This window comes from Kitasatospora sp. NPDC086009 (assembly GCF_044540385.1).
In the GTDB taxonomy this organism is placed as follows: Bacteria; Actinomycetota; Actinomycetes; order Streptomycetales; family Streptomycetaceae; genus Kitasatospora.
In genome coordinates this window covers 236696-262538 of sequence record NZ_JBITSA010000005.1, presented here as the reverse complement: position 1 = coordinate 262538, position 25843 = coordinate 236696, and the positions used below count along the sequence as shown (strand labels likewise).

Below are 25843 nucleotides of genomic sequence, written 5' to 3'. Positions count from 1 at the left end.
TCACGGGGCACCGGTGCGGCGGCCCCGGAGCCGGAGCTCCGGGGCCGCCGCACCGTCGTCGGACGGGTCAGGCCGTGGCGTCCGCCCTGGTGGTCGGCGTCAGGTACTCCTCGCGGATCTCGCGGGGGCCGAAGGGCCAGGTGCGTTCGGTGCGGGCCCAGAGGAGGAAGGCGCCGCAGCCCGCGACGACCCAGGCCAGCGACCACTCGATGGGGTGGAAGCCGGGCGCGTTGCGGTCCGCGTAGCCGTAGATGACCAGCCAGCCGACGGCCGCGACGATGCCGGGCGCCGGGTAGAGCCACATCCTGTACGGCCGGACGAGTCCAGGCTGGCGGCGGCGCAGGACGGTGACCGCGACGATCTGGGCGAGGGCCTGGACGATCACCATCACGGTGGTGAGCAGGTTGATCAGCAGGGTCAGCGGGGGGTGGTCGGTGCTGGCGCCGAGGTGGCGGCCGAGCAGGAAGCCGGCCGCGGTGAGTACGCCCATGGCGGCCAGGCCGAGGACGGGGAAGCCGTGCCTGGGGTGCAGCCGGCCGAAGGCCCGGAAGAAGACGCCGTCGCGTGCCGCGTCGTAGGGCACCCGGGAGCCGCCGAACAGGCCGGCGAGGACGGAGGCGAAGGCGGTGACCAGGATCAGTGCGGTGACCACCTGGGCGGCGCCCTTGCCCCAGGTGCTCTCCAGGACCGCCGAGGCGACCGACTTGGAGGCCACCGACTCCGGGTCGAGCATCGCGTGCCAGTCCATCGCGCCCAGGACGCCGATCTGCAGCAGCAGGTAGATGGTCATGATGCCGACGATGGACAGCACGATGGCGCGCGGCAGGACCCGGCCCGGGTCGCGGACCTCGGCGCCGACGTAGGCGGCGGTGTTGTACCCGAGGTAGTCGTAGATGCCGATGGTGAGGCCGGCCGCGAAGCCGATCCAGAACTGGCCGTGGGTGAGTTCGACGGCGTGCGCGGGCCAGTCGAAGGCGCGGCTCGGGCTGAAGTGGGTGTAGCAGGCCACGATCACGGCGAGCACCGAGAGGATCATCACCCCCCACATCACGGTGGTGAGCCGGGCGATGTTCTCGACCCGCCGCCAGAGCAGGAGCACCACCAGCGCGCAGAACGCGATCCCGACCAGATCGCCCTGGCCGCTCGTCATGCCGGGCCAGAGGTAGCCGAGGTACTGGACGAAGCCGACCACGCCGGTGGACATGATCAGCGGGATGAAGAGCATGGCCGTCCAGACGAAGAGGAACGGCATCAGTCGCCCGGTCCGGTACTGGAAGGCCTCGCGCAGGTAGACGTACGTCCCGCCGGCTCCCGGCAGGGAGGCGCCGAGTTCGGCCCAGACCAGGCCGTCGGCGAGGGCCAGGACGGCGCCGGCTATCCAGCCGATGACGGCCTGCGGGCCGCCGAAGGCCGCGACCATCAGCGGGATCGTGACGAAGGGGCCGATGCCGCACATCTGGCTCATGTTGAGCGCGGTGGCCTGGAAGAGGCCGATTCTTCGGGTAAGGCCGGGGGACACCGGGGCCTCCGAACGTGGGGGAGTCGGGCGCCGGGCGGGGTGCCGGGGGGTTCAAGTTAGGGAGCATTACTTATTTCGTCAAGCCGCTCGGACGGCAGGGGGGTTACTCCGGTGACAGTTGGGAAACTTTCCTAACGAAAGCCATTGACCGCGCGCCGCGCCGCCCCGATTCTGTAGGCGCCCGCTGTGGTCGCCGCCGTCCGCCCCGAGTGCTCCGCTCCTCCCTCCGCCTCGCTCCCCCCTCCGCCTCGCCCGTCTCCCCCTCGATCCGCCGTCGCAGGCGGTGGATCGGCGAAAGTGAGTTGGCATGCCCATATCTATCGGAGTCCGTCCGACCGCCCCGTCGGTGGCCGCCGTCCTCGGCTCGGCCGCCCTGCTGCTGGCCTCGGCGACCACCGCGACAGCCGCCCCGGCCGCGTCAGCCGCCCAAGCCGCCCCGGCCGCTCCCGCCGCGGCGGCGGCCGTGCCCGCGATGGCCGCCGCGCCGTACGAGTACCTGGGCTGGGGCAGCCCGCAGAAGCCCACCGACGTGATGAAGGCGACCGGGGTGAAGTGGTTCACCCTCGCGTTCGTCCTCTCCGACGGCGGCTGCAACCCCAAGTGGGACGGCAGCCGGGCGCTGACCGGTGGGTCCGACGAGGCGGCGATCAAGTCCATTCGGGCGGCCGGTGGCGACGTGGTGATCTCGGTCGGCGGCTGGAGCGGCAACAAGCTGGGCGAGAAGTGCTCCAGCGCGAGCGCGCTCGCCGGCGCGTACCAGAAGGTGATCGACGCCTACAAGCTCAAGGCGCTGGACATCGACATCGAGGACACCGAGTTCTCCAACGCGACGGTCCGTCAGCGCGTTGTCGACGCCCTGAAGATCGTCAAGACCAAGAACCCGGGCATCGTCACCTACGTGACCATGGGCACCACCCCGAGCGGCCCGGACGCCACCGGGAAGGACCTGATCAAGCGCGGCGCGCAGGCCGGCCTCGCCAACGACGGCTGGGTGATCATGCCGTTCGACTTCGGCGGCCACACCGGCACGATGGGCCAGGCCTCGGTCAGCGCGCTGGAGGGCCTGAAGGCGGCGGTCAAGAGCGCCTACGGCTACGGTGACGACGCCGCGTACCGGCACATCGGCGTCTCCTCGATGAACGGGAAGACCGACGAGGCGGGCGAGACGGTCACCACCGCCGACTTCCGGACCATCCTCGGCTACGCGCAGCAGCACCACCTGGCCCGGTACGCCTTCTGGTCGGTCAACCGCGACCGCGCCTGCGGCTCCGGCACGGACGCTGACGCCTGCAGCGGCGTCGCGCAGTCCCCGTACGAGTTCACCAAGATCGTCGTCCAGTACCAGGGCTGAGGAGCATTCCGATGACACGACCGAGCACCAGACACCGCGGCCGCGCCGCGGCCCTGCTCGCGGGGGCCGGCCTGGCCGCCGGGCTGCTCGCGGCCCCGCCGGCCTCGGCCGCGCCGGTCCGCTACGAGGCGGAGGGCGCGGGCCTGTCGCAGGGCGTGGTGGAGTCCAACCACAGCGGCTACTCCGGCACCGGATTCGTCAACACCGAGAACGCCACAGGCAGTTGGGTCGAGTTCACGGTCGACGCGGCGAGCGCGGGCAACGCCGTGCTCGGCATCCGCTACTCCAACGGGACCACCGCGAACCGCCCGGCGGCCGTGGCCGTCAACGGCGCCACGGTCGAGCCGGCCCGGGCCTTCCCGTCCACCGGGAGCTGGGACACCTGGGCGACCTCGACGCTGACCGTCCGGCTCACCGCCGGGGCCAACCGGATCCGGCTCACCTCCACCACCACCGGCGGCACGGCCAACCTGGACTACCTGGACGCCGACCTCGGCAGCGGCCCGGCCCCGGGCGGCCCCGCGGTGCCGTTCGGCAGCCACCGCTACCCGTACGCGGCCGGCACCCTCAAGCCCTCCGGCGCGCAGTCCGTGACCGACCAGCAGGTGATCGACAAGTACAACGCCTGGAAGGCCGCCTTCGTCCGGCAGAACTGCGGCAACGGCTGGTACGAGACCATCTCGCCGGACGCCGACCACCCGTACGTCGCCGAGGGCCAGGGCTACGGCATGGTGGTCACCGCGCTGATGGCCGGTGCGGACGCCAACGCGCGGACGGTCTTCGACGGCATGGTGAAGTTCGTGCTCGCCCACCCGTCGGTGAACAACGCCAACCTCCTCGCCGCCGAGCAGGACTCCTCCTGCCGCAGCGTCAACGGCTCCGACTCGGCGACCGACGGGGACCTGGACGTCGCGTACGGGCTGCTGCTCGCCGACCGGCAGTGGGGCAGCGGCGGGACGTACGACTACAAGGGCCTGGCCGTCAAGCACATCAACGCGATCAAGGCCAGTGAGGTCAACCCCACGACCCACCTGACGCGGCTCGGCGACTGGTCCACCTCGGGCGACTCCACCTACTACATCACCCGCTCCTCGGACTGGATGATCGACCACTTCCGCGCCTTCCGGGCCGCGACCGGCGACACCACCTGGGACACCGTCCGCACCGCCCACCAGAACCTGATCACCAAGCAGCAGAGCGGCTACGCCCCGAACACCGGGCTGCTCGCCGACTTCGTGGTCAACACCAACGGCACCGCCAAGCCCGCCGCCGGCGAGGTGCTGGAGAGCCCCAACGACGGGGACTACAGCTGGAACGCCTGCCGCGACCCGTGGCGGATCGGCGCGGACGCCGTCACCAGCGGGGACGCCGCCTCGCTCGCCTCGGCGCGAAAGATCAACACCTGGATCAAGGGCAAGACGGGCGGCGACCCGGCGAACATCGCCACCGGCTACAAGCTGAACGGCACGGTCTTCGAGAACGGCCGTGACATGGCCTTCACCGCGCCGTTCGTGGTCACCGCGATGACCGACCCGGGCTCGCAGGCCTGGCTGGACGCGCTCTGGGCCAAGCTGGCCGGCACCGCGATCGACCCGGCCCTCTACTACGGCGGCAGCGTGCAGCTGCAGTCGATGATCGTCGCCTCCGGAAACTACTGGGTGCCGTGATGACCGACACCGGACACCCGCGCACGACAGCCGCGGCGCACCGGCGGACGGCGCTCGCCCGGGCCGGCGGAGCGGCGCTCGCCGCGGCCGCCCTGGTCCTCGGGGCCGTGGCGGCGCCGCCCGCGGCGACCGCCGCCACGGCGGCGAGCACCGACTACCAGGCCGAGGACGCCGTGCTCGCGCAGGCGAAGACGGCCACCAACCACACCGGGTACACCGGGACCGGCTTCGTCGACTACACCAACACCACCGGCTCCGCCGTCGAGTTCACGGTGAGCGCCACCGCGGCCGGGACCGCTTCGCTGGCCTTCCGGTACGCCAACGCCGGTACGGCGAACCGCCCGATGGACATCGCGGTCAACGGGAAGGTCGTCGCCGCCGGTGTGGCCTTCCCGCCCACCGCCGACTGGGACACCTGGGCGGAGAAGACCGTCGGCGTCGCCCTCGCCGCCGGCGCCAACCGGATCCGGGCCACCGCCACCACCGCCGACGGCGGCCCCAACCTCGACCGCCTCCGGGTGGGCGCGGCGGCCGACACCACCCCGCCGAGCCGTCCCGGTGCGCCGAGCTGCTCCGCCGTCGGGCCGAACGCTCTGACGCTGGGCTGGGGAGCCGCCGGCGACGACGTCGGCGTCGCCGCCTACGACATCTACGAGCACGGCAACAAACTCGCCGAGGCCCCGGGCACCGCGACCTCCCGGCAGCTCACCGGGCTGGCGCCGGCCACCACCTACAACCTCACCGTGATCGCCCGGGACGCCTCCGGCAACGCCTCGCCGGCCAGCGTCGCCGTAGACTGCACCACCACGGCGGGCACCGACCCGGCGCCCGGCCGGCCGGGCACCCCGACCGTCTCGGCCGTCACCCCCACCGGCGCCACTCTGACCTGGGGCGCCGCGACGGACGACAAGGGCGTGGTCGGGTACGAGATCCGCAGCGGCTCCGCCGTCGTGAAGAGCGTCACCGGCACCCCGCCGGCCACCTCGGCGGCGGTCACCGGGCTCGCCTGCGACGCGCCGTTCACGCTCTCGGTGGTCGCCCGGGACACCGCGGGCAACTACTCGGCGCCGTCCGACCCCGTCTCCTTCACCACCGGCGCCTGCCCGGCCGACGGCGGCGTCCCGGGCTCCCCGAGCGCCCTCTCCACGGGGTGGACGATTCCCTGGGGCATCGCCTGGCTGCCGGACGGCACCACCTCGCTGGTCACCGAGCGGGACAGCTTCAAGGTCTTCCGGCTCACCACGGGCGGCGCCAAGACGGCGGTCGGCACCGTGCCCAACGCCGTCACCACCGACGGGGAGGGCGGCCTGCTCGGCATCGCCGTCGACCCCGACTGGGCGGGCAACCACTACGTGTACCTCATGCACACCGCCGCCGAGGGCAACCGGATCGTGCGGATGACGTACAACGGCTCCACGTTGAGCGGCTACAAGGTGCTGCTCCAGGGCATCAAGAAGAACCGCTACCACAACGGCGGCCGGCTGGCCTTCGGCCCCGACGGGTACCTGTACGCGTCGACCGGTGACGCCCAGACGTCCTCGCTGGCCCAGGACAAGAACTCGCTCAACGGGAAGATCCTGCGGCTGACCACCGATGGCAAGCCGGCCCCCGGCAACCCGTTCGGCAACTACGTCTACAGCTACGGCCACCGCAACCCGCAGGGCCTGGCGTTCGACCGCGACGGACGGCTCTGGGAGGCGGAGTTCGGCGACTCGAAGCGGGACGAGCTCAACCTGGTCAAGCCCGGGGCCAACTACGGGTGGCCCACCTGCGAGGGCACCTGCGGGGTGGCCGGGATGACCGACCCCAAGGCGAGCTGGCCGGTCAACGAGGCCTCGCCGAGCGGGATCGCGATCGTGCGCAACGTGGTCTACATGGCGGCGCTGCGCGGTGAGCGGATGTGGCGCATCCCGATCGACGGGAACACCGAGAACGTCGGGACGCCGACCGCGTACTACGTCGGCGCCTACGGCCGGCTGCGGACGGTGTCCAAGGTACCCGGGGCCGACCGGATCTGGCTCACCACCACCAACGCCGACAACAACGGCGGGGCGGCCGACGGGGCCGACAAGGTCTTCACGATCTCGATCGGCTAGCGGCGCGGGGCGTCCGCAACGCGACGGCCCGGGCCGGAGACTCCTTCGGGCCCGGGCCGTCACGACGGGGCGGTCACGGCCTCCGCCCGCCGCCGACCAGCGGGCCGACCGCGACCGCCACCCTGATGGTCGTCCCGTATACGTCCATCGCGGTGCCCCGCTCGCGGCCGGGCGGGAACTCCTGGGGCGACCAGGGCCAGCGACACCGCGAACATCTTCGCGCCGTCGCCAGGGAGACGTGAGGGTCCACCACTTGCGCTGCATGGCTGCCGGTCTCCTTCGCCCTGCCCTCGTACTCCCGCCCGTGGGAGAGACGACGACAGGCCCTTCGCCCGCCGACCGGGTTCGGTCGGGACGGCACCGACCGTACGCACCGCAGGGGTTCGAAGCCGGGCAAGCGTGGCCGGGCGGGTGGGATACCGGACCTGTCCGGCGGAGACGGCGGCGCGCGGGCCGGACGGCGTGGAGGCCGGTCGACCGTGGGTGATCGGCGCTGGGCGGCCCGGTTGCTCTCCGTGGTCGCAAGGTCTCGATCTGCCAACGAAGTGTGCGGGATGTGCTTGTGGCGTGTGGTCGCCCTGATTGAATCCCGAACATCTTTTCATCGGATCGGAGCGTCTCCCCTCATGCCCTCACGCACGTCCGCACGAATGTCGTCCCGCACGACCGCACGCACGCGCGGCGGCCGTCGCGGTCTGGCCGCCGTGGCCGGACTCGTCCTCACCGTCGGTCTCGCGCTGACCGGGTGCGACCCGACGCCGGCCGACGGCGCCACGACCGCCGCCTCCCCGCCCGCCGTCACGGCCCCGGCCGCACCCGTCGCCACCGTCCCGCCGGCCACCCCCGCACCGGTGGTCACCGCGCCCGAGCCCGCGCCGGTGGTGACCCCGTCGGCGGTGACCACGCCGGTGCCGCCCGCGGAGCCCGCACCCGCGCCGACCACGGCCAGGCCCCAGTCGGCCGCGCCCAAGACGCAGCCGCCCGTCACCAAGGCCGCGCCGGAGCCCAAGGCGACCACCGCGAAGCCGCCGACGGACCCGGAGCCGACCGCGCAGCCCAAGGCGGCCGCCGGCGACTGCGAGATCCGCTCCAATGCCGGCAACTGCTACAAGGCGGGCCAGTTCTGCCGCGACGCCGACCTGGGCAAGAGCACCCACGAGGCCGGCGGCCGGGTGATCTACTGCCGCATGGTCAGCGGCAAGCCGCACTGGCAGGCCTGATCCGCCGGTCCGCACCGATGAGGCCCCCGCCCCGCCGGCTCCCTCATCGGTGCGGCGGTGCCTCGAACCCCGCGCGACCGACCTCCGCCGAACCGCTGCCGACGCCCCGCGTCAACGCCGCCGGCCGCGGTCCGACCGGACCGTCAACCCTGCGGGCGCCGTGCGCGGAACAGGACGTGGCCACTGTCGCCTTCGGGGACGAACTCCTCGTGTGACACCTCCAAGCCGGCACGCAGCAGCCAGGACCGGTTCGTCGCCGCGTCCGCGTGACTCCACCACATCGCGGCTCCGCCGCCGAGCCAGTTCTCGTCGGTCCCGGTCCAGGACTGATGCCCGGTGGTGGCCAGAAGCCAGCCGCCCGGCCGCAGCCACGAGGCGATCCGCTCCAGCAGAGCGGGCTGTTCCTCGACCGGTAGGTGGATCAGCGCGTAGAGGCAGATGACGGCGTCGAAGGTCTCCGAGGGGAACGCCAGGGTCATGGCGTCCGCTCGGATGAACTCGGCCCCCGGTACCAGCTCCCGAGCCCGCTGGACCTGGACACCGCTGATGTCGACACCCGTGACGTGGTGCCCTGCCGCGGCGAGCGACCGGGCCACGGGAACTCCGGTCCCGCACCCCACATCCAGTACCGCGCCCGCATCCGGAAGCCGACCGAGCAGATCCTCGATCCATGATCCGTACTTCGTCTCGCTGCCGAACGCGCGCTCGTACTGAACGGAGAGCAAGTCGTACCCGCGCCGGACCAAGTCCTTCGGATCTTCAGGGTTCACAAGGGTGCACGGTAACGGCCCCCGGCACGCGGAGCGACACCATTTCGGCTGCCTCCGGGCTGGAGCCGGAGGCCACCGCAGGCCCCGCAGAGACCAACCCCGAGGAGCACGACACGGGAGGAATATCGGCTCTCCGCCAACCTCGACCTCCCACCACCCGACGCCTTGAAGTGCCGAGGTCAGTGACGTCCTCCGGACACGCACTGGGGTAGTTCACTGACCCAATGAGTGCCCACCTCGTCGGGCGGTCGGGGCCTTACTCCCGGAAGAAGGCGACCGAGCGGATTCGCAGCCTGTCCGACACCTGTCCGACATGGGCCTGCCGTGAGGCTCGAGAGTGAAGGAGCGGCCGGCCCGCATCACTCCGACAGCGGTGAGCAGCGAACCCGGGGGGGTCTGGATGCCGCGGGCGGGTAGCCCGGAAACCGGTTGGTGGGCGTCGCGGAGCCGCCCGTAGACTCCGGTGCTCGTGACCGAGACCAGCGCCACCGCAACCGCCCATGCCGCCGACGCCGCCGACGCCGCCGACGCCGAGCTGATCGGGCACGCCGTGGCCGCCGCCGGGCAGGGCATGATCGACCGCGAGACCGTGGCCGAAGTGGTGGTCCTGTGCGCGGTGGCCGGCGAGCACCTGCTGGTCGTCGGCGCGCCGGGCACGGCCAAGTCCGAGGCGGTCCGCCGGATCGCGGGCCAGCTCGGCGGCCGCTACTTCGAGTACCTGCTCGGCCGGTTCACCGAGCCCAACGAGCTGTTCGGCCCGGTCGACCTGCGTCGACTGCGCGAGGGCCGGATCGAGTTCGAGACCGCCGGGATGCTTCCCGAGGCCGAGATCGCCTTCCTCGACGAGGTGTTCCTCGGCTCCACCGCCGTCCTCAACACCCTGCTCGGCCTGCTCAACGAGCGGGTCTTCCGGCGCGGCGGCACCGTGCTGCACAGCCCGCTGCGGGTCTGCGTGGGCGCGGCCAACCACCTGCCGGACGACCCGGCGCTCGCCGCCTTCGCGGACCGCTTCCTGGCCCGGGTCTTCGTCGAGCCGGTGGCGGACGCGCGGCTGGAGGAACTGCTGGAGACCGGCCGCCGGCCGGCGGCGTCCCCACTCCACCCGCGCGACCTCGCCGGTTCGGGCGATCCGATGGGCCCGACCGGCCTCGCGGCCGCGGCCGCGGCCGACCGGCTCGGCGCGCTCGACCGGCTGGCCGCCGCCGCCCGGGCCTGCGACCTCGACGAGGTCACCCCGCTGGTCGCCGCCGCGCTGCGCCGGCTGCGTGCCGCGGGCGTGCCGATCAGCGACCGGCGGGCGGTCCGGTCGCAGAAGCTCGTCGCCGCGGCCGCCGTGCTCGACGGCCGGACGGCGGCCTCGGCCCGCGACCTGTGGGTGCTGCCGCTGGTCGCCCCCACCGCCGACGCCCAGGCGCAGGCCCGCGACACCCTCGCCGACCTGGTCGAGAAGGCCGCCAACCGCAGCCTGGCGCACGCCGCCGAGGAGCTGTCGCGCAGCTCTGCGGCCCGGGCCGAGCGGCTCGTCCGCACCGGTACGCAGCTGCTGGCCGCGCACCGCACCCTCCCCGAGGGGCGGGACTCCCGGCTGCGGCTGGAGGCCGCGCTGCGGGAGATCGACGCCGGGTTCGACCCGGCCGACCTGTCCGGGGCCCTGGCCGGGATACGTGCCGAGCTGGTCGCGGCGGTCGCGCCCGCATGACCGGTACCGTCACCGCCCCGCCGTCCGGTTCGCTGCCCGGCTCGCCGTCCGTCCCGCCGTCCGTCGCGCTGCGCTGGGAGCGCCGCGAGCCGCCGTTGCCCGCCGCCGCCGTACTCGCCCTGGGCGATGCCGTGGCCGCCCTGGCCGTGGCCGCGCGCGAACGGCTCGCCGGCGGTGCCCGGCTCGGCGTGGTCGCCGGCGACGGCGCGCTGCTGGTGCTCGGCGCCGAGGCCGACCTGCCCTGGGCGGACGGCGCCCGCTACCTGGGCCTCGACGCCGGTGTCCTAATACCCACCACCGCGCGCCCCCGGCCCGCCGCGGCGCTCTGGCGCCGGGCCGTCGGTGCCGAGGGCGACCGGCTCTGCGTCCTGCTCCCCGGGCACGCCCTGGTCGCCGACCCGCCGCCCCCGACCACCGACCCCGCCGCACTGGACCCCTACACGGGCTCCACCGAGGACGCGTCCACCCCGGCGGCGCCGGATCCGGCCGCCGGGGGTGGCCCGCGATGACCGCCCGACCCACGGCCGTCCCGCCGGGCCACCCCGGGCCGGCCGCGAGAACCCGCCGTCCGGCCGCGCGAACCCGCCGTCGGCGTCCGGTCGCCGCCGCGCCAGGGTGCGGCTGCCTGTTCCCCGGTGTCGGGGCCGTGCCCGCTCCCGCGCCCACTCCCGCCGTCCGTCGCGCCCTGAGCGCCCCGGGCCCGTCCTGCGGGAGTGTCCTGCGATGACCGCCCGACTCCCCGCCGCGTTGGCCCCCTGGGCCGCCGGTCTGTCCGCGCTGACGCCGGAACTCGCCGTCGCGCTGGGCCCGTTGCTCCGCCGCCTGGATGCCCTGATCGGCGAGCGTGAGCCCGCCGTCGACGACCGCGGCACCCCGGACGGGCACGGCGGCCTCGCCCGGTCCGGTCGGCCCGACCAACTGCTGCCCTCCGAGTGGCTGCTGGCCGACGAAGCCCCCGACGAGTTCCTGCGCCGCCTGGCCGAGGGTGAACTCCTGCACCTGGCACCCGAGTTCCGTGCCCCGACGGTACGCGGCCGGATCGTCGCGCTGGCCGACACCGGCCCCGCCCAGGCGGGCGCCGGGCGGCTCGTCCAGCTCGCCGCCCTGCTGGTCCTGCACCGCCGGGCAGCCGCGCGCGGCACCGAACTGGTCGTCGGCATCCTGGGTGACCCGCCCGGCCAGTGGCTCACCGGGGACCTCCCGGAGCTGCTGCCGCGCTGGCTCGCCGCCCGCCGGCACACCGACCCGACGCCCGAGGACGTCCGGCGGGCCCGGCAGGGGCTGGACGACGCCGACCGGTCCTGGCTGCTCACCTCGCCCCGGCTGGCCGACCGGCTCGCCTCCCCGCAGCACGTGCTGGCGAGCGAGCCGAGCGGCTGGAGCGCCGACGGCGCCGTCCGCGTCACCGTGCGCCTCGCGCGGACGTCCGTCGAGCTGCCGCTGCCCCCGGCGCCGATCGCCGTCCGAGCGCTGCGCGGCGCCGAGTTCCGCCGGGCCGCGCCGGCGGTGGTCGCCGTTCCGGTCGGGGCGACCGGGCGGGCGCAGCCGGTCTTCACCACCGACGCCCGCACACTCCTGCTGAGGGGCCGGAACACCGCCACCCTGCTCGCGGCCAACCTGCCCGGTGCCGGGCCGGAGCACGACGGCGCGATCCGGACCCGCCGCCACCACCTGCACGGGCCGGTGGTCGCGGCGGGCCGCATCGGCCGGCGTCTGATCGCCCTCCACCTCAGGGGGGAGCGGCTCCTCCCGTACGTCAGTGGCCGCCCGCTCGGGGCGAGCGGCGAGTTCACCGTCGAGCTGGCCGCCCTCGGGCTCGACCGGGCCGTCCTGGAACCCGTGTGCACCGGCCCGCTCCGGCCGGTGCTGCGCGACGGCGACGACCTGCTCTGCCCGCTGGGCGGCCGGTGGTGGCGGATCGAGCGAGGCGGGGGCGCCCGGGACGACGGGCCGTTGGCCCCCGGCGCGGAGGAGCGCGGCTTCCAGCGGGTCCGCGAGCGGCGGCTGTTCCCGCACCCGCTGCTGCCCGAGGCGGAGCGGGCCCGGCACGTCGTGCACGGCGGCACCACCCAGGCCTGGTCCGAGGACGGCAGGAACTGGGTGGTGCAGCCCCGGCAGGGCGGCCGGGTACGGCTCTCGTTCCGGGAGCGGGCCGAGGTGGTCGGCCTGGTCCACCAGGGCGCGGTGCCGGCGCTGATCACCTGCACCCTCGACGGCCGGCAGGTGCGCAGCATCCGGCCGGACGGCACCCGCACGCTCGGCCGCTTCTCCGGCGGCGTCAGTCCGGCCGCCGTCCACCCGACCCTGCCCCTGCTCGCCGCCGAACCGCGCCCGGGCCGGATCGTCATCGGCGACGCCAACACCGGCCGCGTCCTCTACCACCTCGGGAGCGACCAGTGAGCGCCACCGCCGCCGCGTTCCGCGCCACCGTGGCCGCGGCCGGCTTCGTCCTGGACGTCCCGCTGATCGGCGCGGCCGAGGCCGCCGAGCGCGTCCTGGCCCACTGGGCGGACGGCGCCGAGCTGCGCGCGCTCCCGGACGGCCGCTGGCTGCTCGTCCTCGCCGAGCCGGTCGAGGCCCGGGCGGACCGCGCACCCGGACTGCCCGTGCGGCGCCTGCCCGGCGGCGGGCTGGCCGCCGTCGGCGCCGAGGGCGCCCCGGTGCCGACGGGCCGGCTCGTCCTCCCCGTGGCGGGGGCGGTGACGACGCTCCCGATCGCCGAACTGCCGCCGCTGGACCCCTCGGACTGGCTCGACCCGGCCGGACTCACCCTCCACCGGCTCGCGCCGGTCGGTGCGGTGGCCGAGCCCGCGCCCGTCGTCGAGGACCTGCCCCGGCCCGCCCGGCCCGACCTGCGGGCGGCGGCCGGCGTCGGGGCCCGCTCCGAGCGCGCCCGCCGTCTGACCGAGGCGGCTCCGCCCGGCGGCGGTCGGCGGGTCCGCCTCCCGGGCCTGTCCCGGGCCGCCCGGTGGTTCGGCCGGCTTCGGCTGCCCCGCTGGGGGGACGGGTCCGGCCCGGTGGCGTTCATGGCGGCGGCCGTCCTCATCGTCGTCGTCGCCGTGTTCCTGGTCGTCCGGTTCGCCCAGCTGATCGTGGACCGCGGCTTCCACCCCGGCGGGGTCCTGCTCGCGGTGGCCGTCACCGCCCTCCTCGTCCGGGGCAGTTGGGCCACCCGGGGCACGTCCGCCGGAACCGCCGGAACTGGCGGTTCCGCCGCGCGCCCGGCGGGCGGGCGGCCGGTCCGCGCCCGGCGGCCGCTGCTGCGGGGGCTGCTCGCCCGGCTCGTCGTGCGCAGCCCCGCCGGCCGGCTGGTCCACGGCCGCCACGCCCGCTACCTGCGGGAGCTGACCCGCGCCTTCGAGCAGCGCCGCTGGGACGACGCGCTGCGCGACGCGCTCCGGCTCGCCGGCGAATCCCGCCCGACCGAGCAGGGGTGGCTCTCGCTCGGCCTGCCCCGGCGCTTCGCGGGCGCGCTGCGGCCGACCCCGGTCACCGGCGGCCCGGCGGGCGTCTCGCCGATGTCCGGGCCGACCGTGCAGCAGCACCTGGCCGGTCTCTACCGGCAGGCCGCCACCGCGCTGGAGCGGGAGGGGCGGATCGACGAGGCGGCGTTCGTGCTCGCCGACCTGCTGGACGCCCCGGCCGAGGCCGTCGCCCTGCTGGACCGGCACGGCCGGACCGCTCAGGCCGCCGAACTCGCCGAGGGCCGTGGGCTGGCCGCCGATCTGGTGGTGCGGCTCTGGTGGCGGGCGGGTGAGCGCGCGCGGGCGGTCCGGACGGCGCACCGGCGGGCCGCCTTCGCCGACGCCGTCGAGCGGCTGAGCGCCGACGACCCGGGGGCCGGGCGTGAGCTGCGGGCCGCCTGGGTCGAGCACTGCCGCGCGGGCGGCGACCGACTGGACGCGGTCGAAGCCGCCTGGCCGGACGAGGAGTTGCGCCCCTCGGTGGCCGCCGACCTGCGGGACGCGGTCGCGCTCGGCGGCCCGGCGCGCGGCCGGGCACTCGCCCACCTGCTGGCCCTCGGCGCGGGGGAGGCGACCCGGGCGCTCGCGCTGGCCGTCCTGGAGGACGCCGGCGACGACACCGGCACCACCGATGACGCCGGCGCCACCGACGCCGGCCGCGGCCGGGCGACCGGCCGGTCCGCGCTGGCCGGTGCGCTGGCCGGGCTGCCGGGCGCGGACCCGGCGAACGACCGCGAACTCGCCACGGCGGCGCTCCGCGCCGTGGTCCGCGACGGCGGATTCGGCGGGGCCGGCGGCTCCGGCGCCCCGCTCGACCAGCGCACCGAGACCGCCCTGTTCGAGCAGCTGGCGAAGCGTGCCGACCCGCTGGTCGCGGCGGATCTGCCGCGACCGGGCCGGCGCGCCCGTCCCACGGCCGACGGCGGGCACGAGTGGGCCTTCGTGGACCGGCCCGGGACGCTCCCGGTCCTGGACGCGGCGCGGCTGGAGTCGGGCCTGCTGCTGGTGGCCTGCGGCCAGGCGGGGGTGCGACTGCTCGGGCCCGACGGCCGGGTGAAGGCCCGCTGGGACGTCCCGGCGGACGAACTCGTCCTGGCCGACCACGGCGGCACCGCCCTGCTGGTGGCCCGGTACGGGCAGGTCCGCGAGATCTCCCGGCTGGACCTCGGCACCCGCGCCGTCCGGTACTGGGGCACGCTGCGGGTGCGCGGGCTCGTGCCGTCCTTCGACGGCCGACAGCTGCTGACCCGGGACGAGGAGGGCATCGCCGTCCTCGACACCCTGGCCGCGCGCCCGACCGTGGTGTGGCGGGAGCTCGGTGGCGAGCAGCGGCCCGTCGGCCCGCTGGTGCGCACGCCCACGTCCTGCGCGTCCGTCGTCGCCTCCCGGCTGCCCGGGGGTGGCGTGCTGACGGAGCTGTGGCGCTGGGACCAGCCCGGCTGGGAGCTGCGCTCGCGCACCGCGCTGGACGCCGACCTCCTCGGCGAGGGCACGGCGCTGCTGGCGACCGGCCGGCTGCTGACCGGCCAACCCGATCCGGCCCGGGGCGGCACCACACTGCGCTGGTCGACCGACCGGGAGCCGGTGGAACGACTCGTCGACGGCGTGGCGCCGGCCGGGCCGGTCGTCGACGGCGAGCACTGGGCCCTGACGCTCGCCCCGGCCGCTGACGGCACCGTCCGCGTCCACACCGGCACCGCGAGCGAGGCGGAGCCGCCGCGGACCCTGCTGCTCCCGAACGCGACGGCGGCGGGGCAGCCGGGTGCCGGTCTGCCGGCGGTGGGCCTGCGCCACCACGGCGGGGCACTGACGTTCTGGCACCGCTCCGGCCGGGTGCTCGCCACCACCGCCGACGGCTCGGCCGTCCTCGCCAACCTGCGGGTCACCACCGGGTGACCGCTGCTCGGCCGCCGAGCGGCGCGCGGTGGACCCCCACCGGGCGGGGCGGGCCGCTGGGCCGTCCGCGGGGGGCGCCGCCACGGGGCTCGTCGCCCCGGCGGGGACGGCCTCCCGGCCGCCGACACCGGCGCCGGTGGAGCGCCGGTGGAGCGCCGCCGGAGCCCGGTGCCGGCTGCCGGGCGGCGGTGCGGGGCCTCGGCGGGCGGTCAGTCCACCTTGGCCAGGGCCCGGGAGAGCCGTTCGCCCGCCGCGCGGTCGAAGCCGTCGGGGCAGTCGATGCCCTGGGACTGTGCCAGTTCGCGGACGTGCAGGTCGGCGAGTGCCTCGGTGAGGTCGGCGAACGCCACCGCGGCGTCCCGCCCCCGGCGCAGGCCGAGGCCGACGGCGGCCGCGCCCGCCGGTGCGGCCGGCCACCACCAGAGGCCCAGCAGCAGGTACCCGATGCCCCAGGCGCAGAGCCGGGCGGCGGCGCCCAGCTGGAGGCGGGCGGTGTGCAGCTCCGCGCGGGTGCCGTCGGCGGCGAGCAGCCACAGATGGGGCCAGGCGGCCGCGAGGTCCAGGCGGTAGGCGCGCCAGAGGCGTTGGCCGGGGGCGGCCAGCCGGTCCCCGGTGCGGAACGGATGGCGCGGGCGGGCCGCCGCGACGCGGTTGCGTTCGGCGTAGCGGAGCTCCGCGGCGTCGGCCAGGTCGTCGGCGTCGGCCGCGCCGGCGATCCGGGCGCGGCCCGCCGCCAGCAGGGCCGACCGGTAGGCCTCGTCCGCCGTGCGCCAGCGGCGCAGCCGCCGGTCGGCGAGGCGACGCAGCAGCGGGCCGCGCGCCTCGGCGCACCAGAGCAGTTCCACCCCGGTGCCCAGCGCCTGGGCGGCCGCCCCGATCGCGGCCGCGCCGACCAGGACGGCCAGGGCGACGACGGCGATCACGGCGGCGCTGTGCGAGCCGGGCGCGGCGGCCAGGTCGTCGAGTCGTGAGCGGAGCCGGCCGAGGTCGCCCCAGTGGCGCTGGCCGAGGACGCCGGCGGTGGTCAGGGCGGCGAGGTAGAGCAGGCCGGGGAGGGCGAGCAGCGCGACCCAGCGTTCGGCGATTCGGCCGCCCAGCGCGCCGAGGAAGGCGCTGGTCACCGGAGTCCGACCGCCCGCAGCGGCTGTCCGAACACCCGGCACTGCGACGCCTGCGCGGCGTCCGGCACCTCCACCCGGCCGCAGTGGCCGTGCGGGCAGGCCAGGACGTGCAGCGGCGGGTGGCCCGGGCCGGAGACCGGCAGGGCGCGGTAGGCGGGGCCGGGGACGGGGGTCGTGCGGAAGGAGCCGAGCCCGGCGCTGTGCCCGGCCATCAGCAGCAGCTCCTCCAACTCGTCGAACACGTCGTCGAGTTCCGCCGCCGGCCGGCCGGCCCGCAGCTCAGCGGTGAGGTGTTCCACCAGGCGGTGCCCCGCCGGGCCGAGGTCGAGCGAGTCGGGTGCGGAGGTCAGCCGCCGGCAGAACTCCCCCAACCGCGCGTGCCCGGCCGTCGGACCGTCCGGCTCGCGGCTCGCCGTCTCGACCACCCGGCCCCCTTCATGGCGTCGTCCGCGGATCGTGGATCGTCGTCGCGGATCGTGGATCAGTATAACGACGGCCTCCTGACGGTACGTTCGCTAGGATATGGAGCGATTCCACCCGCCGAGGCGGGGAGTTGGAGCAGACCGGCCGATCGGCGCGACGGAGCGCCCGGGGGTGATCGTCTCGCAGGCGCGGCTTTCGGTGACGGGAGGCGGGGCGGATCCGGCCGCCGAACTCCTGCTGCACCACCTCAGAACGGGCGACCGGGCGGCGCTGGACCGGGCGGTCCGGACGACCCGGAAGTACCTGCGCACGGCGCCGCCGGGCGACCCGGGCCGGCCCGTCCGGGCGGGCAACCTCCTGGTGGCGCTCCTGGTGCGCTGGCAACTGCTCGGCGACCGGCGGGACCTGGACGCCCTGATCGAGCTCGGGGTCGAACGCGCGGCGGCCGAGCCGCCCGCGGCCCAGGACGTCCGGCTGCTCGCCCTCGGGTACCGGACCAGGTTCGACCTCGACCACCGGCCGGCGGATCTGGACGGCGCGGTGGCGATGTTCGCCCGCGCGGCCGGACTGCCGCAGCAGCCGCCCACCGTGGGGGAGGCGCTGGCCGGCCTCGGCGCGGCACTGTCCGAGCGCTACCGGGCCGCCGGCCGCGAGCAGGACCTGACCCGGGCCGAGAGTGCCTACCGGCGGGCGCTGGACGGCCTGCCGTCCGACCCCGACGACCTCGTCGCCCTGCTGCTCGGTCTCGCCGAGGTGCTGCACTCCGGCTACGAACTCACCGGCGACACCGAGGCGCTGGAGGAGGCGCTGGGGCTGTGGCGCGAGGTGCCGGCCGTGGTCCCGGCGGGCCACGAAGCCCGGCTGCCGGCGCTGCACAACCTGGCCCAGGGCCTGCGGACCTGGTACGCCCTCACCGGCGACCCGGGCGACCGCGAGGAGATGCTCCGGGTGAACCGGGCCTCGCTGGCCGCGACGCCGGCCGGGCAGCCGGGCCACGGCGGCTGCCTGGCCGGGCTCGGGGTGGCCCTGCGGCTGGCCGCCGAGGCCACCGGCGACTTGGCGGTGCTGCGGGAGTCCGTCGACCTGCTGCGCCGCGCCGCGGCCGTGCCGGAGCGCGACGCCACCCGGCGCCCGCACCGGCTGAACAGCCTCGGCAACGCGCTGCACCGGCTGGCGCAGTGGACCGGTGACGTGGAACTCCTCGACGAGGCCGTCGAGGTGCTGCGCGAGGCGCTGGCCGGGGAGCGGCCCGGCACGAAGACCTTCGGCGAGATCCTCGCCAACCTCGCCGTCACCCTGCGGGAGCGCGGGTTCCAGACCGACGACCCGCAGGCCTTCCGGGAGGCGGCCGAGCTGGCCCGCCGGGCCGTCGACGAGGGACCGGTCCGGCCCGCCGACCGGGTCGACCGGCTGGCCAACCTCGGTGTGGTGCTGCAGAGCCGGCACGGTGCGACCGGCGAGCCGGCGGTGGCCGACGAGGCGATCGCGACGGCCCGCGAGGCCCTCGCGCTGACCCGGTCCGGCAGCCCGGCCCTGGGCGACCGGCTGAACCACCTCGCCAACGCGCTGCGGGCCCGGTTCGACGCGACCGGCGACCTGGCGGACCTGGACGAGGCCGTCGCCCTGCTGGAACGCGCCGTCGAGGAGAGCCCGTACGGCGACCCCCGGCTCGCCCTGGTGCTCTCCAATCTCGGCAACGCCCGGCTCGACCAGTACCGCACGACCGGGGACGGGGCGGCGCTGGAAGCGGCGGTGAGCGACCTCGGCCGGGCCGTCTGGGCCGATGCCGAGGGCACCGCGGCGCACGGCGGCTACCTGCGGTACTACGCCGACACCCTGCTGATCCTCCACCACCGGGACGGCGACCCGGGCGTGCTGCGGGCCGCCGAGGACGCCTACCGGCGGGCCGCGCGGACCGAGGCGATGCCGGCCCACGGCCGGGTCCTGGCCGCCTGGGAGTGGGGCGCCGCGGCGGCGACCGGCGAACGGTGGGAGGAGGCCCTGCACGGCTACGAACTGGCCGTACGGCTGCTGCCGTTCGCCGCCTCGGGCCGGCTGGCCCGCGGTGACCAGGAGCGCAGCCTCTCCCGGGTGCACGGGCTGGCCGCCGAGGCCGCCGCCTGCGCCGTTCAGGCCGGGGACCTCGTCCTCGCCGTCCAGCTGCTGGAACAGGGCCGGGGCGTCCTGCTGGGCCGCACCATCGCCACCCGCGACGGCCTGGGCCGGCTGCGCCGCGCCCATCCCGCGGCCGCCGAGCGGTTCCGCGAGCTGATCGAGCGGATCGACGCCGCCGACGCCGACGCCCTCGACGCCCTGGACGCCCCCGACGCCCTGGACGCCCCCGACGCACGGGACGCCGCCGACCCGGCCGACGGGGCGCCGGGGCTGCCCGGCACCACCGGCAGCCACCTGCGGCACACCCTGGCGGCGCGGTTCGAGCAGCTGGTGACGGAGATCCGCGCCCTGCCGGGCTTCGCGGACTTCTTCTCCCCGCCCTCCCCGGACCTCCTGGCGGCGGTCTCCCGGCGCGGGCCGGTGGTGCTCGCCTACTGCAGCGGGTACCGCAGCGACGCACTGGTCCTGTGGTCGGGTCAGGTCCTGCTGGTCCCACTGCCCGGGGCCACTCCGGAGGCGGTGGACGAGCAGGTCCGCCGGCTGGAGGCGGCGCTGGCGGCGGCGGCCGACCCGGCGACCGACCGGGCGGCCCAGGTGGCGATCGGCGGGGTGCTCCGCTGGACCTGGGACCACGTCACCGGACCGGTGCTCGACCGGCTCGGCTTGTCCGGGGCGGCGGCGGACGGCCGGTGGCCCCGGGTCTGGTGGTCGCCGGGCGGCGCGCTCTCCGCCCTGCCGCTGCACGCGGCGGGCCACCACGGGGACGCGACGGGCCACGACGGCGGAGCGGGCCGGCCCGAGGCGGCGCCCGGCGGGAGGCCCCGCACCGTGCTCGACCGGGTGGTCTCCTCCTACACCCCGACCGTCCGCGCGCTCGCGTACGCCCGCACCCGGGAGACCGGACCGGAACCGAGCGGACCGGAACCGGCCGGACCGGGCCCGGCCGGACCGTCGGCGGGCGGGTCCGCGCCCGGCGGCCCCCCGGCCGCCGACGGCCTGCTCGCGGTGGCGCTGCCCGAGACCCCGGGTGCCCGCCCGCTCACCGGCGCCCGGCGCGAGGTCGAGCTGCTCCGCGGGCTGCTGCCCACCGAGCTGCTGATCGGCGAGGAGGCCACCCTGGCACGCGTCCTCGAAGCGCTGCCCCGCCACTCCCACGTGCACTTCGCCTGCCACGGCGTCAGCGAGCCGCGGGACCCGTCCAACGCCCGCCTCCTCGTCCACGACCACCGGACGGCGGCGCTGACGGTCCGCCGGATCGCCCGGCTGGACCTGCCCGCGGCCCGGCTCGCCGTCCTCTCGGCCTGCGAGACGGCCCGGGGCGCCGCGGACCTGGCCGACGAGGCGATCCACATCACCTCCGCCTTCCAGCTCGCCGGGTACGCCCATGCCGTCGGCACCCTCTGGCCGGTGCACGACCTGCTGGCGCTGCGGATGACCAGGCTGCTCTACCAGGGCCTGCGGGCCGGCCGGCCCGCCGGGGCGCCGGGGCTGGACACCGACCGTACGGCCGAGGCGCTCCACCACGCCGTCCGGCAGTGCCGGACGGCGTTCGCCACCAGTCCCGGCCTCTGGGCCGCCCATGTGCACGCCGGCGCCTGACCGGCCGGACCGCGACGACGAGACGACGAGACGACGAGACGACGAAGGAGGACCACCGATGAGCGGATGGTGGCGCAGGCGGGCCGAGCGTGCCGCGCGGGCCGACGGCACGGGCGGCCCCGCGCCGTCGGGACCGCCCGGCGAGGGCGCCGAGGACGGGCCGGCCGCCGCCGACGGGCTCCGGGAGCCGCGCTGGCAGCCGCCCGGGGCCACCATCACCGTCACCGAGGTGACGGAGGGCCGGCCGGAGCAGGAGATCGCCCGGGTCCGCGTCCAGCCGGTGGAGGTGGCCGAGTGGCGGGCGAACGCGGCCATCGAGAAGCTGGGCGCCGACCACCCCGAGACCCTGATCCTCCTGCGGGAGTACGCCCGGGTCCTGGCGCACACCCCGGGCGGCGACGACCGCGCGGTCGAGCTCTACGAGTACGTCGCGGGCACCCAGCGCGCGGTGCTCGGCGCCCGCCACGAGGAGACCCTGCGGACCGACGCGGAGCTGGCGGACCTGCTGCACCACCTCGGCCGGGTCCAGCAGGCCGAGTCGCTCTGGCAGGCGAACTTCCGCGCCAGGGCAAAGACACTCGGCCGGGACCACCCGGACACCCTGCACAGCGCCGACGGGCTGGCCGCCGCCCTGGAGTCCCTGCGCCGCTCCGCGGAGGCCGAACCGCTGCTGCGCGACACGCTGGACCGCCGGACCAGGCTGCTGGGCGCGGACCACCCCGAGGTGCTGTCCGCCGTCAACCGGCACGCGGCCGCCCTGATCAACAGCGGCCGCCACCGGGCGGCCGAGCGGTCCCTGCGGGCCCTGGTACCCCGGATCGAACAGCGCTACGGGCGTGACCACGAGCGCACCGTGGCGGCCCGCAGCAACCTCGCCGCCGCCCTGGTGCGGCTGGGCCGCCATGCCGAGGCGGAGCCGCAGCTGCGGGCGGTGGCGGCCTCCTGGGAGTCGCTCGCCGGGCCGAACGCCGACGACACCCTCTCCGCCCGCAACAACCTGGCCGCCGTTCTGCACGGCATGGCGCGCTACCAGGAGGCCGTCCCCCTCCTGCGGGACATCCTGGCCCGGCGGATCGCCCTGCACGGGGACGGTCACCCCGTCACGGTGAGCTCCCGGGAGAACCTGGCCAACGTCCTGATCGACGCCGGCCTCCTCGCCGAGGCGGCCGGCCTGCTGACGCGCTGCGCCGCCGACTACAGCCGGATCCACGGCCCGGGCCACCCCCGTGTGCAGGTCGTCCGGGAGCAGCTGGACTGGTTGCGCGAGAACCTGCGCTGACCGCTGACCGCTGACCGCTGACCGCTTCGCGCTGACCGCCGGTCACCGGTCACCGTCGGCGGCGCCGCGGGATCGTCCCGCCCCCGTCATGGTGTTGTTGTGTCCCCTTCACATGAGGGATGCTCAGCCACGGCATCCTTCCGAACGGCGGAAGCGACCGCCGACCGCGTTCTGACAAGGGGACAAGTCATCGTGACCGCACGCCGCGCCCTCGCCGGCACCATCGCCACCGGTCTGCTCGCCGCGGCCGCCGCCCTCCTCCCGGTGCAGTCGGCCGCCGCGAGCGGCCCCGGTGAGCTCCCGTTCGGCTCGGCCACCACCGTCGGGCTGCACAACACCTACGACCCGGCCGCGTTCGGCTACCTCGCCCAGGGCCTGGACACCGGCACCGGCATGATCGAGCTGGACGCCTGGACGGACACCGTGACCCAGGAGTGGAAGGTCAGCCACTCCAACCCGCTCGGCAACGCCAACAACTGCGTCAGCGCGAGCACGCCCGCCCAGCTCTACACCGGCGGTGCCAACAAGAACCTGGAGACCTGCCTGGACGACGTCCGGGTCTGGCTCGGCGCCCACCCCGGCGCCGGCCCGCTGGTGGTCAAGCTGGAGCTCAAGGCCGGGTTCGCCGCCAACCGCGGCATGGGCCCCGCCCAGCTCGACTCCCTGATCGCCGGTCACCTGGGCTCCGCCGTGCTGCGCCCGGCCGACCTGCTCGCCAGGCCGGGCGGCGGCTCGTACGCCACGGCGGACGACGCGGTCCGGGCCGGCAACTGGCCGACCAGGGCCTCGCTCGCCGGGCGGGTGCTGGTGTACGTGATCCCCGGATCGCTGGAGGAGGGCAACCCCTTCGACACCCTGCACACCGACGTCGAGTACGGGCGTCACCTGCGCGACCTGGCCGCGGCCGGGCGGATCGGCGACGCCCAGGTGTTCCCGGCCGTGCACGGCGCCGCGGCCGGCGATCCCCGCGCCAAGTACCCGGAGACGGCGATCCGCCCCTGGTTCGTGGTCTTCGACGGTGACGCCGCCGCCTACCTGGGCGGCATCGACACCGCCTGGTACGACAGCCGGCACTACCTGCTGACGATGACCGACGCGCAGAACGTCGCACCCGCGATCAGCGCCACCGACCCCACCGCCGACCAGGCCCGCGGCCGTACCGAGCAGCTCGCCCGGGCGCACGCGAGCATCGTCTCCAGCGACTGGCGCAAGCTCCCCGCCGTGCAGTCGCTCGCCCTGACGCGGGGCTGACGGCCCGTCCCGCCACCGCCGTCCCGCCCGCCGTCCCGACCCGCGCGTTCCGCCGGGAGGGGCGGCAGTGGCTTATCGTGTAATGCATGACTAGCGCGAGTGACCATTACGAGCTGCGCGCCGGTGTGCCGGACGTGGACACCTTCCGACGGCTGCGGACCGGCGCGGGGATGAGCGACCGGCCCGCCGCGGCGGTGGCGGCCGGGCTTCCCCACACCTGGCACGGGGTGACGGTGCACCTGGACGGCCGGGTGGTCGGGATGGGCCGGATCGTGGGCGACGGCGGGTCCGTCTTCCAGATCGCCGACGTCTGCGTCCTGCCCGAGCACCAGGGCCGCGGCCTCGGCGGGCGGATCATGGCCCTGCTGACCGCCGAACTGGAGAGCCGGGCCCCGGCGGGCGCCTACGTCTCGCTGATCGCCGACGGTGACGCCCACCGGCTCTACGCCCGGTACGGCTTCCGGGAGACCGCCCCGCACTCGGTGGGCATGCACCGCCTGGTCTGAGCCCGTTCCCGGGGTCGGCGGCCGCCCGGGTGCGGAGGCCTCGGTGGCCCGCGACGCGGGGTGACAATACGACAGTTGGTGTGCGACGCTGCATCCTCGCGCGGAGCCGACCGCGCTGCGGGGGAACCGGGGGACGGCCGCGTGGACGACGAACTGCACCCGAGCGGGCCCCGCCACGACGGGCGAAGCGGCCCGGACGACCGCGCGGGCGACACCGAGCGCGCGGGCGGGTCGGCCGGCCGGACCGTGGGCGTCCTGGTCGCCGTCGTGGGCCTGCTCCTCGCGGCCTCGGCCCTGCGGCCGGACGGCGGTCTGCTCGGTGCGCCCGCCGCCACGGTGCCGGTGGAGGCCCTCGGACTCGTCCTGCTGCTCGCGCTCGGCTGGCTGTTCGTCATCGGCCGCTTCGCGCTGCGCTTCCGCGCGGAGGTCCGCCACCTCGACGGGCCGACGCCGTGGGCGGAGCGCCTGCGGGAGGCCACCGCGGTCCTGCTGCCCGGGGCCGCCGCCGCGGTGCCGGTGCTGCTGTTCGTCTTCCACGGGCGGGCGGTCAAGGACTCGGTCGATCCGCCGTCGCTGCCGCCGGTGCCGGCCTTCACCCCGCCCCCGGCGTCGCCGCCGCCGGTCTGGCCCGACCCGGTGTCCGGCAAGAGCTGGCTCTCGACGGTGATCCCCGTGGTGTTCGGCGCGCTCGCCGTCGCCCTGGTGGTCGTCGTGGTGGTGGTCGCCGTCCTGCTGCTGCGGCGGCTGCGGATCGCCCGGCGGCCGCCGCCGGCGCGACTGCCCGCCGCGCCGGCCCGAGGTGAGGACGCCCTGGCCGCCGCGGTCGACACCGCCCGGCGCGCCCTCACCGGCGCCGACGCGCGGGCGGCGGTGATCGCCTGCTACGCCGCGATGGAGGCCTCGCTGGCGGCCTCCGGACTGTCCCGCCGGGCTCCCGAGAGCCCGACCGAACTGCTGGAGCGTGCGGTGACCGACGACCGCGTCGACCCCGTCCACGCGCGGGCGCTCACCGCGCTGTTCCGGGAGGCCCGGTACTCCACCCACCCGATGGACGAGACCCATGTGCGCCGGGCGCGGTCGGCCCTCGACGCGCTCGCCGAGCGACTGGCGGACCGGGCCGGGTCACCGCCGGAGCCCGCGACGGCGGGGGCAGCCGGGGCAGCCGGGTCGGCCGGGGCAGCCGGGTCGGCCGGTACCGGAGGCCACCGATGAGCGCCCGCCGGCACGGGCGACAGGCCGACCCTGCCGTCTCCTCCGCCGCCCCCGCCCCCGCAGCCGTGGACCCGAAGGGCCGGGCCGGTGGCGAGCTCGCCGCACCCGGCTCGGTCCGGCACAGCCTGATCGAGCTGACGGTGGCCGCCGTACTGGCCGAGGTCCTGTTCGCGCTGGTCGGCGGCGCGCCCGCGGCCGCCGCCGGAGCCGTCCTGCTGACCGCCACCGGACTGGTCGCCGGCCGGTACGTGGCCGGTGCGGGCTTCCTCGACATCGGCCTGCGCGACCGGCAGCGCGTGATGGACTCCCGGGAGCCGGGCCTCGGCGACTGGCGCTGGACCGTCCGTCAGGGCCTCGACCCGAACGGCGACGCCCGGCCGTTGCGCGGCCGGCTCCGGCGGCTCTTCGCGGCGCGCCTGTCCGAGACCCACGGCGTCTCGCTCGACACCGACCGCGCCCAGGCCGCCGAACTGATCGGTCCCCGGCTGTGGCCGTGGATCGACCCGGACGCCGCGGACCCGGACGCGGCCCTCCCGGGCCCCGTCCTGCTCGCCCTCGTCGACCGGCTCGAATCCCTCCAGCCGCCCGGCCCCAGGCCGTCGAAGTCCGGGTAGCCGGCGCCGTCCCCGAGGGACGCCCAGCACCCGCCGTTTCC

Annotated in this window: 18 protein-coding genes; 14 read left to right on the top strand and 4 right to left on the bottom strand. The window is 76.2% G+C overall.

The genetic code is table 11. The annotated features are described in order from the left end of the window. Positions 1-67: 67 nt before the first annotated feature. On the bottom strand, positions 68-1465 hold the full coding sequence (locus tag ACIF6L_RS15615; RefSeq protein WP_396487679.1) for an APC family permease: 1398 nt from the start codon (positions 1463-1465) through the stop codon (positions 68-70). A 361-nt stretch (positions 1466-1826) separates the two neighbouring features. On the opposite strand from ACIF6L_RS15615, the gene ACIF6L_RS15610 reads away from it, so the two are divergent. The 4 genes from ACIF6L_RS15610 to ACIF6L_RS15595 all read left to right on the top strand — a co-directional run bounded on the left by ACIF6L_RS15610 (position 1827) and on the right by ACIF6L_RS15595 (position 7853). Further along, positions 1827-2870, top strand: coding sequence for a chitinase (locus tag ACIF6L_RS15610; protein ID WP_396487412.1), 1044 nt, complete (start codon positions 1827-1829; stop codon positions 2868-2870). A gap of 11 nt (positions 2871-2881) precedes the next feature. Then, positions 2882-4537, top strand: coding sequence for a glycosyl hydrolase family 8 (locus tag ACIF6L_RS15605; RefSeq protein WP_396487411.1), 1656 nt, complete (start codon positions 2882-2884; stop codon positions 4535-4537). Continuing rightward, on the top strand, positions 4537-6633 hold the full coding sequence (locus ACIF6L_RS15600; protein WP_396487409.1) for a PQQ-dependent sugar dehydrogenase: 2097 nt from the start codon (positions 4537-4539) through the stop codon (positions 6631-6633). Before ACIF6L_RS15605 ends, ACIF6L_RS15600 begins: the two co-directional genes overlap by 1 nt. 650 nt (positions 6634-7283) lie before the next feature. Continuing rightward, positions 7284-7853 (top strand): hypothetical protein, encoded by a 570-nt coding sequence (locus ACIF6L_RS15595; RefSeq protein WP_396487407.1) that lies wholly within the window; start codon positions 7284-7286, stop codon positions 7851-7853. A 143-nt stretch (positions 7854-7996) separates the two neighbouring features. Here ACIF6L_RS15595 and ACIF6L_RS15590 read toward each other — a convergent pair whose 3' ends face one another. Next, positions 7997-8623, bottom strand: a complete 627-nt coding sequence (locus ACIF6L_RS15590; protein ID WP_396487405.1) for a class I SAM-dependent methyltransferase — start codon at positions 8621-8623, stop codon at positions 7997-7999. Positions 8624-9092: 469 nt separating this feature from the next. On the opposite strand from ACIF6L_RS15590, the gene ACIF6L_RS15585 reads away from it, so the two are divergent. The 4 genes from ACIF6L_RS15585 (at position 9093) to ACIF6L_RS15570 (ending at position 15682) form a co-directional block, all read left to right on the top strand. Beyond that, positions 9093-10322 (top strand): AAA family ATPase, encoded by a 1230-nt coding sequence (locus tag ACIF6L_RS15585; protein ID WP_396487403.1) that lies wholly within the window; start codon positions 9093-9095, stop codon positions 10320-10322. Further along, the gene (locus ACIF6L_RS15580) at positions 10319-10831 is read left to right on the top strand and encodes a hypothetical protein (RefSeq protein WP_396487401.1); all 513 of its coding nucleotides are present in this window, start codon (positions 10319-10321) and stop codon (positions 10829-10831) included. The genes ACIF6L_RS15585 and ACIF6L_RS15580 overlap by 4 nt, the downstream gene beginning before the upstream one ends. Before the next feature lie 214 nt (positions 10832-11045). After that, positions 11046-12722 carry a hypothetical protein gene (locus ACIF6L_RS15575; RefSeq protein WP_396487399.1) on the top strand — a complete coding sequence of 559 codons (1677 nt, stop codon included), beginning with the start codon at positions 11046-11048 and terminating at the stop codon, positions 12720-12722. After that, positions 12719-15682 (top strand): bpX6 domain-containing protein, encoded by a 2964-nt coding sequence (locus tag ACIF6L_RS15570; RefSeq protein ID WP_396487397.1) that lies wholly within the window; start codon positions 12719-12721, stop codon positions 15680-15682. The genes ACIF6L_RS15575 and ACIF6L_RS15570 overlap by 4 nt, the downstream gene beginning before the upstream one ends. Positions 15683-15891: 209 nt before the next feature. Here the strand turns inward: ACIF6L_RS15570 and ACIF6L_RS15565 are convergent, their stop codons facing one another. Both ACIF6L_RS15565 and ACIF6L_RS15560 read right to left on the bottom strand, forming a co-directional pair. Beyond that, complete coding sequence (locus ACIF6L_RS15565) at positions 15892-16803, bottom strand: hypothetical protein (RefSeq protein WP_396487396.1); 912 nt, start codon at positions 16801-16803, stop codon at positions 15892-15894. Further along, positions 16800-17228, bottom strand: a complete 429-nt coding sequence (locus ACIF6L_RS15560; protein WP_396487395.1) for a hypothetical protein — start codon at positions 17226-17228, stop codon at positions 16800-16802. The genes ACIF6L_RS15565 and ACIF6L_RS15560 overlap by 4 nt, the downstream gene beginning before the upstream one ends. Positions 17229-17397: 169 nt before the next feature. Here ACIF6L_RS15560 and ACIF6L_RS15555 point away from each other — a divergent pair, with 169 nt between their 5' ends. From ACIF6L_RS15555 to ACIF6L_RS15530, 6 genes are all read left to right on the top strand, one after another. Beyond that, complete coding sequence (locus tag ACIF6L_RS15555; protein WP_396487393.1) at positions 17398-20940, top strand: CHAT domain-containing protein; 3543 nt, start codon at positions 17398-17400, stop codon at positions 20938-20940. Between the two features lie 58 nt (positions 20941-20998). After that, positions 20999-22219 (top strand): tetratricopeptide repeat protein, encoded by a 1221-nt coding sequence (locus tag ACIF6L_RS15550; RefSeq protein WP_396487391.1) that lies wholly within the window; start codon positions 20999-21001, stop codon positions 22217-22219. A gap of 192 nt (positions 22220-22411) precedes the next feature. Further along, positions 22412-23470 carry a phosphatidylinositol-specific phospholipase C domain-containing protein gene (locus tag ACIF6L_RS15545; RefSeq protein ID WP_396487390.1) on the top strand — a complete coding sequence of 353 codons (1059 nt, stop codon included), beginning with the start codon at positions 22412-22414 and terminating at the stop codon, positions 23468-23470. 86 nt (positions 23471-23556) lie between these two features. Beyond that, on the top strand, positions 23557-23976 hold the full coding sequence (locus tag ACIF6L_RS15540) for a GNAT family N-acetyltransferase (protein ID WP_359834781.1): 420 nt from the start codon (positions 23557-23559) through the stop codon (positions 23974-23976). Positions 23977-24117: 141 nt separating this feature from the next. Beyond that, the gene (locus ACIF6L_RS15535; RefSeq protein ID WP_396487387.1) at positions 24118-25188 is read left to right on the top strand and encodes a DUF4129 domain-containing protein; all 1071 of its coding nucleotides are present in this window, start codon (positions 24118-24120) and stop codon (positions 25186-25188) included. Next, positions 25185-25802: a hypothetical protein gene (locus tag ACIF6L_RS15530; protein WP_396487385.1), complete on the top strand. Its 618-nt coding sequence runs from the start codon at positions 25185-25187 to the stop codon at positions 25800-25802. The genes ACIF6L_RS15535 and ACIF6L_RS15530 overlap by 4 nt, the downstream gene beginning before the upstream one ends. Positions 25803-25843: the final 41 nt, after the last annotated feature.

Bases quoted from the DNA above. Each gene is read 5' to 3' on its own strand.
- ACIF6L_RS15580 (WP_396487401.1), top strand. From the start codon at position 10,319: ATGACCGGTACCGTCACCGCCCCGCCGTCCGGTTCGCTGCCCGGCTCG.
- ACIF6L_RS15540 (WP_359834781.1), top strand. From the start codon at position 23,557: ATGACTAGCGCGAGTGACCATTACGAGCTGCGCGCCGGTGTGCCGGAC.
- ACIF6L_RS15595 (WP_396487407.1), top strand. From the start codon at position 7,284: ATGTCGTCCCGCACGACCGCACGCACGCGCGGCGGCCGTCGCGGTCTG.
- ACIF6L_RS15615 (WP_396487679.1), bottom strand. From the start codon at position 1,465: ATGAGCCAGATGTGCGGCATCGGCCCCTTCGTCACGATCCCGCTGATG.
- ACIF6L_RS15600 (WP_396487409.1), top strand. From the start codon at position 4,537: ATGACCGACACCGGACACCCGCGCACGACAGCCGCGGCGCACCGGCGG.
- ACIF6L_RS15610 (WP_396487412.1), top strand. From the start codon at position 1,827: ATGCCCATATCTATCGGAGTCCGTCCGACCGCCCCGTCGGTGGCCGCC.
- ACIF6L_RS15575 (WP_396487399.1), top strand. From the start codon at position 11,046: ATGACCGCCCGACTCCCCGCCGCGTTGGCCCCCTGGGCCGCCGGTCTG.
- ACIF6L_RS15605 (WP_396487411.1), top strand. From the start codon at position 2,882: ATGACACGACCGAGCACCAGACACCGCGGCCGCGCCGCGGCCCTGCTC.
- ACIF6L_RS15530 (WP_396487385.1), top strand. From the start codon at position 25,185: ATGAGCGCCCGCCGGCACGGGCGACAGGCCGACCCTGCCGTCTCCTCC.
- ACIF6L_RS15550 (WP_396487391.1), top strand. From the start codon at position 20,999: ATGAGCGGATGGTGGCGCAGGCGGGCCGAGCGTGCCGCGCGGGCCGAC.